We start from the raw sequence: 17106 nt of genomic DNA on the forward strand, positions 1-17106 counted from the left end.
CCACGTTAAATGCCTACAATAAGAAACTGGTATAAAACTATATACCATAAACTGTTTCACCTGGATGACAGGCTGCTGTTGATTATTGCAGGCTCCATTGCCGGAATCTGTAGTGGTCTTGCCGCGGTGGCATTGCGGCTATCCCTTGAATCTGTTCTTGAATGGCTTCATGGGTTTCGCCACTATGGGTGGGCTTTTATAATCCCTGCTATTGGTGCGTTGCTGTCTTCTCTCTATCTTGAAAAAATAGCCAGAGAAGGGGCAGGGCATGGTGTGCCGGAAGTGATATATTCTGTTTCAAGATATGGGGGTCTATTACGGTTTCGATCCAGTTATTCAAGATTGATTTCAAGTTTTCTCACCATTGGAAGCGGGGGGTCAGCAGGCCCGGAAGCACCTGTGGTCATGAGCGGATCAGCCATTGGTTCCAGTTTAGCCAAATTTCTTGGTTTAAACGATCGACAGCGAATTACACTGGTGGGATGCGGCACAGCTGGTGCTATAGCTTCTATTTTTAATGCCCCCATTGCAGGACTTGTTTTTTCAATTGAGGTTATTCTGGGAGAATGGAAATTTGTAAATATCATTCCCATTGCCATTGCTGCCGTGGCAGGGGCACAAGTCAGTCAGGCCATTATCCCGGAGCAGGTTATTTTTAACCACCAGCCGTTTCTGGTAGGGGCTTCGGATATTTTGCCAAGCCTTTGTCTTGCAGTGGTTACAGCCATGATTTCGGTATTATTTACAAAGGTTTTAAGGCAGACAGGGAAAATTGCCAAGAAATCTTCTTTCCCATTATGGGTCCGTGCAGTCGTCGGAGGGTGTACCGTAGGGATAATCGGGATATTTATGCCGGTTGTGCTGGGAGAGGGATACCATTTTATTCAGTCAATGATTTCCGGAACCTTTTCAATGAGTGTTTTTTTTATTTTTGTAGCTGTCTTTGCTAAAATTTTTGCCACAGCCATGACACTGGGCTGGGGGGGCTCAGGGGGAATCTTTGCACCCTGCCTGCTTATCGGAAGCCTTACCGGAATCGTGTTTCATAAAGCGCTGTTTAGTTTATTCCCGACTATCGGTTGTGCCAGTGAAGGAGCATATGCGCTGCTTGGAATGACAGGGCTTATCAGCGGGGTCATGCAGGCTCCTTTAACCGGAATTTTTCTAATAGTTGAAATTACCGGTGGCTATGAGACCATATTACCCTTAATCGTTGTATCATCCATATCCTCCACCATGAGTCACTATATTGAACCGGCTTCCTTTTATTTTAAAGAGCTGATAGAGCGGGGACAGTTTTTAAGGCCCGGTACCGATGCAAGAATCCTGTCTGATTTAAATATCCGTGAACTTATTGAGACAGAATTTATCAAGGTTTCTGAAAATATGGTGTTCAGAAAATTTATTGAGATCATAAAAACGTCAGGCCAGAATTTTTATCCTGTGATTGAAGACGGAACGGGTGAGTATAAAGGTGTGATTCAAATCAGCGCTATCCGAAAATATGCCCTGGATCCCGGAATGTATGACATGATTTTTTTAAATCAGATCATGGATACCGGAATGATGACAGCTTCTTTGGAAAATGATTTACAGGAAGTGCTGGATATGATGGATATCAATAATATGGACAGCATATCAGTGGTGGAAAATGACCGGTTTATTGGTATGATATTAAAAACAAGAATACTGGATTTGTATAGAAGGGAACTGATTATGCAAACCAGTGTCCACTAAACAGATAAAGGAGAAAAAAAGTGAACTACAAATTGCTTCATATCTTCAGGAATACCCCCTTTGGCAGGGAAACATTTCTTCAGTCATTGTATTTTTGTAAAACAATCAATGCATTTCCTGTTGCTTATATTCCAAAGAGTGATAAATTTTTAATGTATTTTCCCAATGATGCCGTTCAGGTTGATCTGGATCATTCTTATTTGAAGGCGCCCGGTACAGCCAAAAGCCATGCTGAGGATTTATTTAATGAAATGGACATCAAACCCATGTTCTATGAACCAAAAAATTTTACTGCATCTTCTTTGCCGGATATTCCCACAAATTTTGATTATTTGTGCTGTCCAAGGTCTGTCAGCGACCTGTCTTCAAAAATCGGTCTGGGCCATATCGGGCCGAAGGTCAGAAGAATTATCAAACATGCTACATTCCCGATTTTAATTACAAGCCCGGTATTTAAACCATGGAAAAGTATTTCTGTTTTTTTTGGCGGCTCTAAAAATGCATTGAATGCACTGAAATTAGGAGTAAAAATTGCCATGTCTTCAGGGTTTTCTCTGGATATCTACACGCTGCTGGAAAAACAGGATGAAGCATATTATAGAGACTTGATAAAACACGAAGGCCTTACTGAGCCTGTCAGCCAATTATCCAAACAATGGCATTTTTATAAACAATCGGATTTTGATACCATGTTATATGATGTGCCCCATAACTCATTAATTGTTTTGGGAGCTTATGGACATGGAATCATAAAGGATTTCCTGCTTGGCAGTAAAATGGAAAAGGTCCAGTCAACTGTGACAAATAATCTTTTAATTACAGGTCCTTATTGTTCAATACCTTTACAATAGTGTGTGCAGGATAAAAATTACAGATAATATCAACACATTTTTTTTATGTTATCTTGTAGCATTGAGCTGATGGCTGATAATTGATAATCTTCAAGATTTTTTTCTGTCTTGAATCAGCTTTTTTACAGGTCAATCCATTCAAGTATTTTATTTTTCGGCTTCATCCATTTGGGCCAGTTCCTTTAGTATTCCCAAAGGTGACTGACCAAGTGCTAATGCCTCAATTTTCTTGATCCTTAACTGATCATGTTCAAATTTCTTTTTCAGTCGCCTTTCATAGGCTTCTTTTATAGCATCAACAAGTTTGTCAAACTTACAGGGCTTTTCAAGGATTTTGAAAGCCCCTAATTTTGTACAGTCTACAGCAGATTCGACGGTTGCATGGCCTGACAGAATAAGGACTTCCAGATATTTGTGGTTCTTTTTAAGAATTTCAAGTACCTGAGCTCCATCGATCCCAGGCATCTGCAAGTCAATAACAGCAACATCAAACCGTCCTTTTCTTGCTGCCTCAATGGCATCAACACCATTTGTGGCCGATGTAATTTCGAAAAATTTTAATTTCAGTCGTTTTGTTATTGTTTCTAAGAATTTCACTTCATCATCTACCATAAGAAGATGGATCTTGTTATAGTTGGCCATGATGCCCTCCTTTTTTTGTTTTAATAGTCTTAATGGTTTTTATTGGTATCAATCTTGTTTATCGTTTCCAGTGTATGAGTCGTTTTGTAGTTCTTTTGCCAGTACAATGATTTTATTGCTGACATAGGGAATCCAAATATCGAGTTCATGGGGGGATTCATTTATGTTAAGTTCCACACCAAGAACATCTACAGTTTTTTGAATTTTTTGTGTTGGAAAACCTTTTAAAGTCAGTTGAGCCGGGCTTGAAAAAATAAGGTGTGCGCCATCATTGTTTTTAGAATCAATCCGAATGTGAATGTCTCCATCTGGACCAACTGATTCGTATGTGAATATTAGAATCTGATATATCAGGTTTTGCAGAAGAAACGGGCATGTCAAAATAGATTTAGTCTCCTGATCGCTATTGTTGATTTGAACCTTGCTTGCAAAACTTAAAAATCCTGACAAATTTATTGTAAGTTCCAGGGTTTCGAAAAGATTAATTTCTTTGATTGGGATATCCACACTATGGGCAAATCTGTTCATTTGTTTTATGGTTGTAAATCCGCGTTGAATATCTTCGGCAATACTTGCACTACAGTTTTCAAACATTGACAGTTTAAGATCTTTGCCTTGTTTTGCCAGATCAGTTAAATCATTTAACAAGCCGGATGTTTCAGAGATAATGGCCAGAATGTTTTTTAATTCATGGGAAATACTTGCATTGACTTTCCCAAAAAATTTAAGCCCCTCGATATTTATAAAATTAATTGTGTCATTCATTTTTCTCTCCAGTTCGCTATGATGTTGATTGTCCCAAAATTTATTCTCTGAAAGTTCTATACTTCACAACCCGAGTTTGCCGATCTCGTTCATTCTTTTAATCAGAATTTCAATATCCAAAGGTTTTGATAAATAAAAATCCTTTTGAATAAGATCTTCATCGGATTTGCTCACTGTTCCGTGCCCGGTCACAAAGATATATTTTAAGCCGGGGTCCAGAATGCTTAGTTTTTTCTTTAACTGAATACCACTAATACCAGGCATTTTGATATCCAATACAGCAACGTCATAAGCTTTATTGCTAACTTTTTTAATGGCATCCTCTCCGCTAAAAACAGCATCTGCTTGAATCCCTCTTAATGCCAGTCTTTTTGCCAGCATGTTGATAAATTTCTTTTCATCATCAACGAGAATGACTTTCATACTAATTCCCCTTCTTTGATTTTGACGGGCAGGGTAATTGTAAAACAAGTCCCGACACCTTCAGTGCTTTGAACCGATATATTCCCACCCAGTTTTTTTACCAGTCCGTAAGTGATGGAAAGCCCGAGTCCGGTTCCCATCTGATCTTGTTTTGTGCTGAAAAATGGCTCATGAATTTTTGCTAATCTATCTTCAGGGATTCCACATCCGGTATCTTGTATGACAATCTCAATGGTTTTGGTGTCGATTTGAGAACCAATAATATCCAGGCAGCACCCTTCATCAACAGCCTGGAAAGCATTGTTGATAAGGTTAACAAGAATTTGTTGGAGTTTGCCGCTGTCCGTTTCCATATCGGGAATCGTATCAGGTATTGAGACTGTCACGTTGATCCCCCTGTATTCAGCCTCTTTTTTATGAAAACTCAGTACATCGGACACCAATTTTTGTAGATTTATTTTTTTAATTTTAATATCAAATTGTCTTACAAAACCAAGAAGCTGCTGTGTGATAGTTCCACACCGGTCAACCGCCTCAAGAATGGAATCGATATTTTCAATTATTTCAGCATCACTTCGGGGTTCATCTTTGAAGCTGTAGAGGTCTTTTACATAACCCGCTGTTTGATTGATAACGGCCAGGGGGTTGTTAATCTCATGGGCAACACCGGCAGCAAGCTGGCCAATAGAAGCAAGCTGTTGATTCTGTTCCATCTGCAACATGGTTTCGGCTTTTGCTTTGTCTATCAAATAGAGTCTGTTTGTCATAAATGTCGATGCAAAAGTAATGACAAGAACAATGAGAACCACACTGATACCTACCGTCCAATTAAAATTTCGACGCAATTTAAGCCAGACATGCATCAAACCGGCTTTTTTTTTCTGTACCACAAGGATGAAAGGGGTATCCACCATGTCTGTTGATATAAACGAATGCCCTAAAATGACCGGGACCTCCTGATAAGTTGCCATGCTCACTTCTGTAGTTCTTGAATAGTTAAAAATTTTTAAATCTGTTTGGGTAAAGATATTTCCATAATTAGTCGAGGGTGTTTGTAAACTACCTTTATGGTTGACAAGAAAGATATCGGTATGCTCACCGGTTTTATATGAGGTAAGGGTTTCCATCAAACGCTCTGTATCCAGTGTGGCCCTCAATATAAAAAATGATTTATCGGGTTTGATGGATTTGACAGCAATGATAATATGGGGCACATCTCTGTATCCGGTAAATACTTCGCTGATAAAATATTTCTTTTTAAGACTTTGTAAAAACCATGGCTGACATTTATAATTTTTCCCTTTGATATTAAATGGGCCGGCATAAGCAACCTGAGCACCATCCTCATCAAAAACGCTTAAATCAGAGAAGCCGCCAAATCCAAGCTTCAAATTTTTTAAAATTTCAGCAAGCATATCATTCTCTGTTAATTGTTCATATCCCATTTCATTGACTGTAAATATCAGAGCATCCAATCGTTCTTTCATGAAAAAGGTGGTGGATCTTTTTGCATTGGAGGTTAAACGTTCGGTACGAAGGTTCAATTCAGAATCTACAGATTTTTGAATCAGCTGATAGTGTATGAGTGTCACGATGCACAACGGAGATAAAGCGGTCACAACTAAGATAAAGATGCTCATGGTCCATAGGTGCCAATAATCCGTAAAGGTGTAAAAAGACTTCAAATGAACATCCTGTTTGTGTTTTTGAAATTCAGGCCAAATGCTTTTCATGGACGTCAGCATTTTTTTTAACATTCGGGTGTCTCCCTGATGTGTTCCAGAATGGTCATGAGTTTATCAATATCCAGCGGTTTGTGCATAAACTTATAAGCGCCGAGCCGCTCACATTTTTGTTGATCCCGTTCGGTTCCGTGTCCGGTCAGGATAATAACAGGGATGGCCGGATTGATTTCTTTAATCCTGGTCAATACTTCTGTACCGTACATATCCGGTAATTGAAGGTCAAGCAGAATAAGCGTAACAGAATCGACATGTTTTTTAATCCATTGAAGTGCTGTCCTGCCGTCATAGCAGACCTCTGAATGGTACCCACGCAGTTCAGTTCGTTTGGCTAACATGTCCGCAAACTTTTTTTCATCATCTACAATTAATACATTTCCATGTTCCATAATGAAATTTTTTTAGTTGACTGTTTAAAAATAATACTTTATAGATGCAATATAACACACTTGGTTTCATTTGTAAACAGTAAATTTAGGAGAATGATTAAATGGTAAACATTTTGATAAATTCCACAAACCGACTGCTCGTTTCTGTAACAATCCTTGTGCTAAGTTGTCCGGTTGGTGCTTATGCGGCAGAACAGGTCGTATTGGGCGGTGGAGATAAACCTTGGTGGTATTGGCCGCTCATCTTATTTATTTTTTGCTTTGGCCTTGGCATATTGGCTGTGATGGCCGGTGTTGGAGGAGGCGTTCTTTATGTTCCGCTTGTCAGTGGTTTTTTCCCATTTCACATTGATTTTGTCAGGGGCGTCGGTTTAATGGTTGCCCTTGCAGGAGCTCTGGCCGCAGGTCCTGGACTGCTTCGTCGAAATCTGGCAAATCTTCGCCTTGCTCTGCCTGTAGCATTGATTGCATCAACATTTTCCATCATCGGTGCCATGCTGGGTTTATATTTGTCCGCACTGAATCCGGATATTATTCAGGTTTGCCTTGGGGCGACTATCGTGGGCATTGCCGCATTGCTTATTTTTTCAAAAAATTCTGAAAAACCAATTGTAACCAACCAGGATGCGATTAGTCACGCATTGGGATTAGGCGGTGTCTATTGGGATGAGGGCGCCAGGGAAAATGTTGAATGGAAAACCCACCGGACAGTGTTGGGTTTTTTCATGTTCATCCTGATTGGGCTTGTGGCAGGAATGTTTGGACTGGGTGCAGGATGGGCTAATGTTCCAGTACTCAACCTTATGATGGGCGCACCATTGAAAATTTCAGTAGCTACAAGCAAATTTTTGCTGTCCATTACTGACACATCTGCAGCCTGGATATATATGAACCGGGGATGTGTTATCCCCCTGATCGGGGTCCCGTCCATTGTCGGCTTAATGCTCGGGTCTTTGTTAGGCGTAAGGCTGCTTGCCATAGCCAAGCCCAAGATGATTCGTTATTTTGTTATTGTTGTCCTGTTGTTTGCAGGGCTTAAAGCCATGGATAAAGGCCTGGGCCTGGGACTATTGGGATGACCAATTTATCAATATACATGAATTTAAATTTTAGGAGTAAAATAATAATATGACTGCACAAGCTAATTTGGCATCAAGGCCTTCAAAAGAACAGGTTATTTATGCTAATATACTGGTAATAGGCGTATGGATCGGTCTTGCGTTATTGTTTGTAACGTATTTTATTTATCTTTCAGGACTCATGCCTTCCCATGTGGATATGACTTTGATTACGCAAAACTGGGATAAAGGGGTGAACGAATATCTGGAGATTACCCATTCGCCTCATGGATGGGGATGGCTGGCATTACTTGGGAACGGTGATTTTTTAAATTACATTGGGTTGGTATTTCTTGCCTTGCTGACCATTGTTTGCTATCTGGTGCTAATAAAAGGGTATGTTACAAAAAAAGACTGGATTTATGCCGCAATTGCCTTCCTTGAGGTTGCGGTTTTATCCATTGCAGCCTCTGGGCTTTTGGGAAGTGGAGGCCATTAGTATCCATGACGTTATTTAGCGAACACTTATGCGTATACCTTATACAGGACAATTTAAAAGGTGACTTATGAAAAAAGACAAATTAACGATATTGCTGGTAGATGACAATGAAAAATTTCTTAACTCCATGGCCCAAAGGGCTAAACTGAGAGAATACAATGTTTTAACAGCGACCAATGGAGAACAGGCATTGGAGATGGCATCAAAGCAAACCATTCATATCGCAGTGGTTGACCAGCAGATGCCTGGAATGGAAGGACTGGTAGTCATTACCAAACTGAAAGCAATTGCACCGGATATTAAAACGCTGCTGTTGACAGGTCATGGGGATGAAAAACTAAAAGAGGCAACCCAGGCCCTTAACTCTACATATTTTGATAAAGAGGATATTTCCGGTTTCTGGGATTTCTTGGCCAATCTTTCTTTGGGAGAAATTAATATTTTGCTGGTGGATGATAACCCTAAGTTTCTTAAAATTTTGGCTGACAGGATAAAATTAAAAGGCCATGAGCCTTTGACGGCACTGAACGGGAAAGAAGCCCTGGAAATTATGGAAAGCAACCGGATACATCTTGCTATTGTCGATCAGCAAATGCCGGATATAGACGGTCTGGTCCTGATTACACAATTGAAAAAGATTGACCCGGCCATAAAGACAATGCTATTGACGGGCCATGGGGATGAGAAACTAAAAGAGGCAACCCAAGCGCTTAACTCTTCCTATTTTGAAAAAGAGGATATGGGAAGCTTTTGGGGGTTTTTCCGAAAAATTCTTAAAAGTTTAGAAACAACCATGGCGGCTGCCGGAATGGCTGAAGGTGGCGATCACGAAGATGCTTTAAAAATAAAAGGTTCCAAAAAAGATTAAATGATCAATCCCGCAAAAAAAATTCTGCTTGTAGATGATGAAGAAAGGCTATTGAATTCAATGGCACAACGCTTGGTGTTGATGGGATTTGAGGTTATGAAAGCTTCATCAGGTACAAAAGCTGTTGAAATAGCTAAGAAAACGCAGATTGATCTGGCAATTGTTGATTTAAAAATGCCTGATATGGATGGGTTAAAAACGATTACCCGGCTAAAAGAGATCATCCCGGACCTGGAAACAGTCCTTCTGACTGGTTACGGAAGTGAAAAAACTAAACAGAAAACCCAAAATCTTGGTTCCGGGTATTTTGAAAAAGATTCAATGGGAGATCTCTGGGATTTGATTAAAAAATTTAATACTCAGGGAGATGTGGTTGTCATTAAACCGTCGTCTTCGACATCTTCTTATCAACACAAAAATGACTATTTAAAAAAACATTTTAATCCCAGCCAGATTGAAGCTATGAGTGACCCTTTTGAAAAAAGAACTGATCAGAAAATCCCAAAAGGTCATATTGATTCCATTGGCAGAAGTTTTGGAGATCTACCAAAAATTATCGGGGAAACCCCGGAGATGCAGCGATTGCGGAAAGATATTGAACGGTTGTCCGATCTTGACTGTTCAATAATCATCCGGGGAGAAACAGGTACCGGTAAAGAATTAGCTTCCAGGGCCATCCATAAGCTGAGCTATCGAAAAGACCAACGATTCCTGGCATTCAACTGCGGTTGTTTCAGCAATGATTTTCATTTTAATGAACTCTTGGGTTCCTTAGAGGAATCTGCATCCCATTTCGGCTCTAAAAAAAAAGGAACGGAGGGAAAGGGTTTCGTCGGAACGATCCTGTTGGATTATTTTGAAACTATACCCAGTAAAACACAACAAGAAATGACGAAAATAATTGATAAGAAGGCTATGACTCGTTTGACTGATACGGCTGATGTGTCAATGGATATTCGTTTTATTGTTGCTACTCATCAAGATCTTAAGAAAAAAGTTGAACAAGGAAAATTTAATGAGGATTTATATCACAAACTAAATGCTATTGAGATGGCAGTGCCTTCTTTGCGGGAACGCAGGGATGATATTTTCCCGCTATGCAGTTATTTTTTGAGTAAATTAAATATCGAATTTGAAAAGAATATCGAATTTTTTTCAGATGAAGTGTTTTCCATATTTTTGTCCTATCCTTTTCCTGGTAATGTTCGTGAGTTGAAACACATCATCGAAAGAGCCGTGATACTGGCAGACAGCAAAACCATAGAACTTGTACATCTTCCTGAACGGCTCAGAAAAAAAGTATCCACTTTCCGTTCAATTGAAAGCAAACCGCTTTTTACCCTTAAGGAAATGGAACAAAACCATATCATCAAAGCAATCAAATTCACCAAGGGCAACAAGTCAAAAACTGCCGAGCTTTTAGGTATAAGCCGTGCAGCTCTATGGAGAAAACTCAAGCATATCAACGCTGAAAGATAATCACTGAGGAAGAATAATAGATTCCGTACAAGTGAACTGAAAAGGTGAGTGGTCAAGTATAATATTAGACTGAATTTTTCAGATAAATGAACTGGGCTAAAATATATATTACAACAATTTTAAGTTCCAGTTCCAGAGGCCGGGCCGGTTCTTTATTTTTATACCACGGGGTATAGTTTCATGGATATTGACAAAGAGTGAAAACCCGGCTTTTGTAAGCGCTTCTTTTTTAGAGGTTAAATCCAGATACCAATTGGGGAAAACAAAATAATTACTGTTTTGTTTTGTTATCCAGGCTGTTTCACCCATAGGGCTTGTAAATGCCTGGTTTGTTTTAAGGTCTTTTGAAATGATTCTTGAGATACCTAGTGGCCAGTTGCCGTAAATGACAACCCCAAGTGGCAGCTCACAAGTCTCAGGCAGAGAACAAAATGTTTCCTGGTCAAGCTCCGGGCTGACAATGGCACCGGAGAATCCATATAGTTTTAATAGATTTACCGTCATGCTGTTGGTAATATTGCAAAAGGGCCCTGCCCAGATATTTAATTGCTTTGGATTTTTAAAAAGAGAGATCTGCCAGACTGCATTTAAGACAAAGTTTTTTGCTCCTTTTTTTATGGCTTTGGCAATATATTCAGAGCATATTCTTTCTTCACCCGGAAACAAAAGAGGATCCAGCCACAACCAGTTCCTGGCTGAAGGGGGCATAGAATATCCCTGGGTTGAAATCCACACACCCGTCTGGGTATTCGCATGACTTTGTCGAACTTTTCCTCTCGAAATAGTAATTTCCTGTATCTTGCTTTTTGATTTGACAACTTTTTTTTGAGGAGTCTTATTATATTTTTTTTCAGCAGGTCGAATCGTTGTTTTTTCCAAACCGGCAAGTTCAGCATCAAGGCTTTTAATAACATTTGCAAGCTCTGATCCTCTCCGGTCTATGATATAAACCGGCGTCCCTTTTTTAATTTTAAATTTAGACTTTTTGTTTAAATAAAACTTTCCTTTTTTGGGGACAGCCCGGGTGACTTTTTGAATGCCATGGAATAGATCATCCTCATACCCGATTCTTAGAAGATCCGAAGGGAAGAGCTCTTCTCTTGTAATAAAATATGGGGATGCAGGGTTTTGTATCCTTCCTGCAAAAAGTCCTGAGCCTGTTTCCGACAAGTGATCCAAAGGATTCATCATCCTCTGGGATAAAAGATTATAATGGGTAAATTCTCTTCCCATGGCATAATCAAGGTATAAAAGAGCTTCCTTTTTCTTTTTGGGGTCATCGCGTAATAACTTATATGCTTTAACCGTGTAATAAACATAATGGGGGCTTTTTTTTCGGCCTTCAATCTTCCAGGTCGTTATTTGAGGAATTGTCTTTAATACTTTTACAAGTACATCAGCAGAAAAATCCATACATGAAAAATGTCTTTTTTTGTGACCTTTCTGATCATACATTCTCCTGCAGGGCTGAACACATCTGCCCCGAAGAGAGCTTTTCCCGCCAAACCATGAACTCCAATAGCATCGTCCTGAAATACTATAGCACAGTGCCCCGTGGATAAATACTTCAAGTTCAATATCTTCGGGAGTGTTTCGGGCCATTTTTTTTATCTCATCAATGGTAAATTCTCTGGGTAGAACAACCCTTTTGAATCCCAATCGTTTTGAAGTTTTTAATCCGGAAGGGAATGTGCAGTTACCAAGAGTGGAAAGGTGAAATTCTTTTTTAAAACCTGCTTTTTTAGCCAGGTTCAGCATGGCAAGATCCTGAACAATCAGGGCATCAAAATCAACAAATCTACAGAGTTTGCCAAGAATCTTAAAGACTTTTTCCTGTTCAGATTCTTTGATAATAGAATTAAATGCAATATAGACTTGGATATTTTTGGATTTGGCAAGTTTTGTTAAACCTGCCAGCTCTTCGATACTGAAATTTTGGGCCTCCATGCGTGCGGAAAATATTTTCAGACCGCAATAGATTGCATCGGCGCCGGCGGCAATGGCCGCAAGAAAACAATTTTTATCACCTGCAGGTGCAAGGATTCTGGGATTATTTATAGTCATTAAGCCTTTGTCCAATTTAATTTAAATAGAGAGTAGTATGGCAATTTTAGTAAAATTTGTCAAAATAATGAGAATGCAAATCAAGATAGGTCCAGTCGCTAAAATAAGTATTATAAAATACAACTGAAGTTTCAGTTATAATATTTGGAAACCTTATATGTTCTTGTCTCTTATATATTTTTATGGTATGGATTTTTTGTCCATTTAATTTTTGTTATGATTATTTAGAGGCGGCTTTTTTATATATAAGAGGAGTATAACTATGAAACAGATGAAGCAACTTATTGATCGAATTATCAGTCGGGTCAATGTTAATTTAAGCGAGTTTGATTTTGATACTGAGAGTTTCGTAACAAATTCCATTGATTATGAAAAGCTTTTGAAATTTTATGCATTTTATGGGATCACATCTCGTCATCCCCTTTATTTTCATTTTAAAAACTCAAATGTTGCGGGCAGCTATTTTCTTGGAAAATGTTATGTGGGGCGATCTGCCATATATAAAAGCGATGTTAGAGGTGATGAATTAAAAAGAAAGGGTGACAATATCCGTTGTGCAAAGAACATTCCCCTTGTTGAAGATGAAATGATCACAATCAGAGATAGCCTTCTTTATAAAACGCTTGTTCACAGTAACTCTCACAATCTTGAAAGTCCTGAACAGTTTGGTATTCATAATACAATCTCGGCTCATTACGTCAATATTCACGGGACAACCCTTGAGGGCTGTTTTTTAGGCCCTTTCGCGACCGTGGATCTTATGAATCTTCATTCCTGCATCGTGGGTGAATTTTCATATGTTCAGGCAGGTGAGCTTTTCCATAGAAAAATTGATCCTGGAACCGTGTGGGTACGAAGTCCTAATTTTGAATTTAAATATAAGTTTAAAAAAGATATTCTGGATAATTTTGTCGGGGTAAATTCTTCATACCAGCCCCGTGGCATTATCTATGATTTTGTTAAAGAACGGGAGCAGGATTATGAAAAACTATTTGATGTAATGAATCTTGAACCGATTAAAGCCCCGGATAGTTCTGCTGTCAACAGATATGCTGTGGTTCAGGGTAAAATAAACATCGGTGAAAATGTTCTTGTAGCTCAACGGGCTTTTTTGGATAATGCTGTAATGGGAGATGGGTCAAATGCTCAGGAAAACACTTATATTATTCATTCAAAGCTTGCAGAAAAGTGTATAACGGCTCATGGTGGGAAAATAATTCATGCAGATATTGGTCTTGAAACCTTTGTCGGGTTCAATGCATTTTTAAATGGAAAACCCGATGCACGAATTGAAATTGGCGAAGGATGTATTGTGATGCCACACACCATCATAGATTCTGATAGCCCTATCAAAATACCGGCTGAACACCTGATCTGGGGATTTATCGGTTCTGAAGAGGATATAAAAAATCATACGATTGCACTGGATGATCTTGCTGAAGTACGAGATACCCTGAGAATAGGAAAAATGGTTTTCACTGGTAAGGGCTCTGTTTTTATTGATGCTTTTCGGAGAAGAATTAATCAGATTTTATTAACAAATGGTGCTCTGTTTCACAAAGGCGAAGAACGGGGTCATGCTCAGGATGATCAAAACATATCCTTTAATATTATTCAGCCATATAGAACAGGAGAGCGTAATGGGTTGTACCCCTCTATCAGAATTACGCCATAGATTGTTCTTGTTAAAAAGTAGGGTTAAGTTTTCTTAAAAAAAGTAATCCAATGAAAAAACAAGTAAGCATTTCTTGTCCAATGGACTGTTGTGATCTTTGCAGATTTGTTGTCACAGTTGAAGAAGGACAAATTACAAAGCTTGAAGGAGACCCTCATCATCCTGTTACAAAGGGATTTACCTGTAAGAAAGGTAAAGATCTTGTTCAAAGGATGTTACATCCGGACAGGATAAGACATCCTCTGATTAAAAAGAACGATCAGTTTTTCAAAGCCTCTTATGAAGAAGTCCTTGATATAATTGCTGATAAACTTACGTCTATTAAAGAGAATTTTGGAACAAAGGCTATTCTAAATTACACCAGTGATGGATACGGTGGCAGTAAAAACAGGATTCAGAGTATATTTTTCAATTGTTTTGGAGGGGTGACACAGCCCCAGGGAAGCCTTTGCTGGGGGGCCGGGATTGCAGCACAGCAATATGATTTTGGCAGTTCCAAAGGGCATTTTCCGGATGATGTTTTAAATGCCGATACCATTCTTGTGTGGGGCAGAAATCCTAAATACACCAGTATCCATTTGTATACATTGCTTAAACAGGCACGGAAAAAGGGCAGCCGCATTATTGTTATTGATCCTGTAAAAACAGCAACCGCCAAAGCATTTGATGACTATATCCGGATCAGGCCTTCAACAGATGGTGCCCTTGCTCTTGCCATGGCCAACACGATCATTGAAAATAGTCTTTATGATAAAAGCTTTGTTGAAAAATATGTTCTGGGGTTTAACCGGTTTAAAGCATATGCATCCGGATTTACCCTTAAAAGAGCAGAGCAGATTACCCGAATCAGTGCCAAAACCATCGAGGCCATGGCATTGCAATATGCTAGATCAAAAACAGCATCCATCTATATCGGGTTCGGCATGCAGCGTTACCACAATGGCGGAAACAATATCAGATGTATTGATGCTTTGGCAGCCGTTACAGGTAAAATAGGGAAAAAAGGCTGCGGTGTTAACTATGCAGCAAGATCCATCAGCCCTTACCTCTATGATTTGGACAGGAAAAGCGGGATTCATGCAAAGAATAAACGGCTTTTTACGGTGGGGAAGTTGGGACAGTTTTTAGAGACCGCAAATGATCCGCCTGTCAAGGCCATTTTTGTTGCATATGGAAATCCGCTGACACAGAGTCCTGATCTTGAAAAAACAGTCAAAAATTTTTCCCGGGTTGAGTTTAAGGTTGTGTTTGACCATTTCATGACAGATACTGCTAAACAGGCCGATATTGTTCTTCCGGCGGCTTTTGTGTTTGAACAGGATGATCTTTTTGCGACGTCTATGTATTCTCCTGTGTTAAACTATTCACAAAAGGCGGTTGATCCGCCTGAAGGGCTTATGCCTGAGTTTGAATTTTATCTGAAACTGGCAAAAAAAGTCGGGTTGGAAAATCTTGGATTCAAGGATTCCGAAGCGTATTTGAGAAAGAGTGCGCAACCCTTTCTGGACAAGCTTGGAAAAAGGTTTGCCCAATTGCCCGGTGCATATTTAAGAATAGAAACAGATAAAATTGCCTGGGAAAATAAAGTTTTTAAAACGCCTTCGGGGAAAATCGAACTTTATAGTGAACAAGCATTACAGGATGGGCTTTCACCGCTTCCAAGCTTTATAGAACCCAGTGGTGGAAACGATCAGTTCCCATTAAGGCTTTTGACCTGCCACACGATTGATTCCATGCATTCTCAAGGGTTTGTATTCAATGATGAAGTGCCAAACGTGTACTTAAACCGGAAAACAGCAGAGAAATTTGCCGTTGAAAAGGAATCTTATGTGTTTGTAAAAGGAGAGAAAGCAAAAATAAAGGTAAGGTTATGCATTGATAAAGCTATTTGTGACAGCACCGCTTTTATTTACCAGGGCTTTTGGCATAAAAGCGGTGCTGTAAATTATCTGACAAAATCCGTGATTTCAGATATGGGTAAGCAGGCTGCCTATTACGACAGCTTCTGCACAATTGAAAAAATCGACTGATTTATTCAACCCTGTGCCAGGTCTGGGTTCTGTAGAAAAAGAGGATATAACCTCTGACCATAAGCTTGCCGTCTTCAATCCATAATGTACAAGTGTAGATTTTCCCTTCTTTAGGATCCAGTATGGAGCCGTGGCTGTATTTATCTTTTTTCTTAACAAGATCTTTAATGATGATCATTCCTTTTGTCAGCTGGTCTTTGCGGGGATCATCATCCGGGCATTTATCGCAAACAGGATCAGGATCTTCCCCGGGTTTTCGAAACAGCTCTTTTATCTGGCCGAAATATTTCCCATCCTTTTCATAAATTTGTACAATGGATTTGGGGTCACCGGTTTTGTCATCAATGGTTTTCCACTTCCCGACAATGGAAGCGTCCTGGGCAAAGCTTGAGGCAATAAAACAAAAGTAAAAAAGAACCGATAAAGCAGTAAGTTTAACCATGTTTTTCATAATTCGTCTCCAAATTAGTTAGTATTGAAAAGATAAACACCGTTATTGTTCTTAGCCTCCTGTTTTTTTTGTGTCAAGAAAAAAGCGTTATAATATTGAAATATTCAACTTTGACGAGAAGGTTTTGCTGTTTTTCCAAATGAATCGTCAGGAGCAAAGTATCATTTTGTAGCTTTAGTGTAATGCAAAAGAATGCTTTTGCTATTCTACAATTTTTATTTTAATCCAGCACTTCACGTATCTTCTGGGCAAGATCTTTCATCACAATTGGCTTCAATATAAAACCCTTAATGCCCAGAGAGGCCGCTTTTTCCTCAGACATGGTTTCACTGAAGCCGGAGCAAAGCAATATGGGGATATCAGGACGTATTTTGATCAGTTCAGCCGATAGTTTATCTCCGGGCATGTTCGGCATTGCCAAATCAGTGATGAC

Annotated in this window: 16 protein-coding genes; 8 read left to right on the forward strand and 8 right to left on the reverse strand. The window is 39.3% G+C overall.

Features of this window, described 5'->3' with window-relative positions; genetic code table 11:
* The first annotated feature begins 9 nt into the window (after window positions 1-9).
* Both QAI40_RS03010 and QAI40_RS03015 read left to right on the forward strand, forming a co-directional pair.
* Window positions 10-1737 carry a chloride channel protein gene (locus QAI40_RS03010; RefSeq protein ID WP_299977290.1) on the forward strand — a complete coding sequence of 576 codons (1728 nt, stop codon included), beginning with the start codon at window positions 10-12 and terminating at the stop codon, window positions 1735-1737.
* 20 nt (window positions 1738-1757) lie between these two features.
* On the forward strand, window positions 1758-2588 hold the full coding sequence (locus QAI40_RS03015; RefSeq protein WP_299977288.1) for a universal stress protein: 831 nt from the start codon (window positions 1758-1760) through the stop codon (window positions 2586-2588).
* Window positions 2589-2735: 147 nt separating this feature from the next.
* Here the strand turns inward: QAI40_RS03015 and QAI40_RS03020 are convergent, their stop codons facing one another.
* From QAI40_RS03020 to QAI40_RS03040, 5 genes are all read right to left on the reverse strand, one after another.
* Entirely contained in the window at window positions 2736-3230 is a 495-nt protein-coding gene (locus QAI40_RS03020) for a response regulator (protein ID WP_299977285.1), read from the reverse strand.
* A gap of 48 nt (window positions 3231-3278) precedes the next feature.
* Window positions 3279-3995 carry a hypothetical protein gene (locus tag QAI40_RS03025; RefSeq protein ID WP_299977283.1) on the reverse strand — a complete coding sequence of 239 codons (717 nt, stop codon included), beginning with the start codon at window positions 3993-3995 and terminating at the stop codon, window positions 3279-3281.
* A gap of 63 nt (window positions 3996-4058) precedes the next feature.
* Entirely contained in the window at window positions 4059-4418 is a 360-nt protein-coding gene (locus tag QAI40_RS03030; RefSeq protein WP_299977281.1) for a response regulator, read from the reverse strand.
* The gene (locus QAI40_RS03035; RefSeq protein ID WP_299977278.1) at window positions 4415-6175 is read right to left on the reverse strand and encodes a sensor histidine kinase; all 1761 of its coding nucleotides are present in this window, start codon (window positions 6173-6175) and stop codon (window positions 4415-4417) included. The genes QAI40_RS03030 and QAI40_RS03035 overlap by 4 nt, the downstream gene beginning before the upstream one ends.
* The gene (locus QAI40_RS03040; RefSeq protein ID WP_299977276.1) at window positions 6169-6549 is read right to left on the reverse strand and encodes a response regulator; all 381 of its coding nucleotides are present in this window, start codon (window positions 6547-6549) and stop codon (window positions 6169-6171) included. The genes QAI40_RS03035 and QAI40_RS03040 overlap by 7 nt, the downstream gene beginning before the upstream one ends.
* A 101-nt stretch (window positions 6550-6650) precedes the next feature.
* On the opposite strand from QAI40_RS03040, the gene QAI40_RS03045 reads away from it, so the two are divergent.
* From QAI40_RS03045 to QAI40_RS03060, 4 genes are all read left to right on the forward strand, one after another.
* A complete protein-coding gene (locus QAI40_RS03045) occupies window positions 6651-7628 on the forward strand; it encodes a sulfite exporter TauE/SafE family protein (RefSeq protein WP_299977273.1) in 978 nt (325 codons plus the stop codon).
* Window positions 7629-7677: 49 nt separating this feature from the next.
* Window positions 7678-8106, forward strand: a complete 429-nt coding sequence (locus QAI40_RS03050) for a DUF1634 domain-containing protein (RefSeq protein WP_299977270.1) — start codon at window positions 7678-7680, stop codon at window positions 8104-8106.
* 67 nt (window positions 8107-8173) lie between these two features.
* The gene (locus QAI40_RS03055) at window positions 8174-8974 is read left to right on the forward strand and encodes a response regulator (RefSeq protein ID WP_299977268.1); all 801 of its coding nucleotides are present in this window, start codon (window positions 8174-8176) and stop codon (window positions 8972-8974) included.
* Entirely contained in the window at window positions 8975-10453 is a 1479-nt protein-coding gene (locus QAI40_RS03060; protein ID WP_299977265.1) for a sigma-54-dependent transcriptional regulator, read from the forward strand.
* A gap of 108 nt (window positions 10454-10561) precedes the next feature.
* Here the strand turns inward: QAI40_RS03060 and QAI40_RS03065 are convergent, their stop codons facing one another.
* Window positions 10562-12517 (reverse strand): peptidase U32 family protein, encoded by a 1956-nt coding sequence (locus tag QAI40_RS03065; RefSeq protein ID WP_299977262.1) that lies wholly within the window; start codon window positions 12515-12517, stop codon window positions 10562-10564.
* Window positions 12518-12779: 262 nt separating this feature from the next.
* Here QAI40_RS03065 and QAI40_RS03070 point away from each other — a divergent pair, with 262 nt between their 5' ends.
* Both QAI40_RS03070 and QAI40_RS03075 read left to right on the forward strand, forming a co-directional pair.
* On the forward strand, window positions 12780-14192 hold the full coding sequence (locus QAI40_RS03070) for a transferase (RefSeq protein ID WP_299977259.1): 1413 nt from the start codon (window positions 12780-12782) through the stop codon (window positions 14190-14192).
* A 50-nt stretch (window positions 14193-14242) separates the two neighbouring features.
* On the forward strand, window positions 14243-16222 hold the full coding sequence (locus tag QAI40_RS03075) for a molybdopterin-dependent oxidoreductase (RefSeq protein ID WP_299977256.1): 1980 nt from the start codon (window positions 14243-14245) through the stop codon (window positions 16220-16222).
* A 1-nt stretch (window position 16223) separates the two neighbouring features.
* On the opposite strand, the gene QAI40_RS03080 is transcribed toward QAI40_RS03075, so the two are convergent.
* Both QAI40_RS03080 and QAI40_RS03085 read right to left on the reverse strand, forming a co-directional pair.
* On the reverse strand, window positions 16224-16673 hold the full coding sequence (locus tag QAI40_RS03080) for a DUF2147 domain-containing protein (RefSeq protein WP_299977253.1): 450 nt from the start codon (window positions 16671-16673) through the stop codon (window positions 16224-16226).
* 220 nt (window positions 16674-16893) lie between these two features.
* A partial coding sequence (locus QAI40_RS03085; protein ID WP_304511449.1) for a response regulator occupies window positions 16894-17106 on the reverse strand: 213 nt, incomplete at its 5' end.

This window comes from Desulfobacula sp., assembly GCF_030611305.1.
Classification (GTDB): Bacteria; Desulfobacterota; Desulfobacteria; order Desulfobacterales; family Desulfobacteraceae; genus Desulfobacula.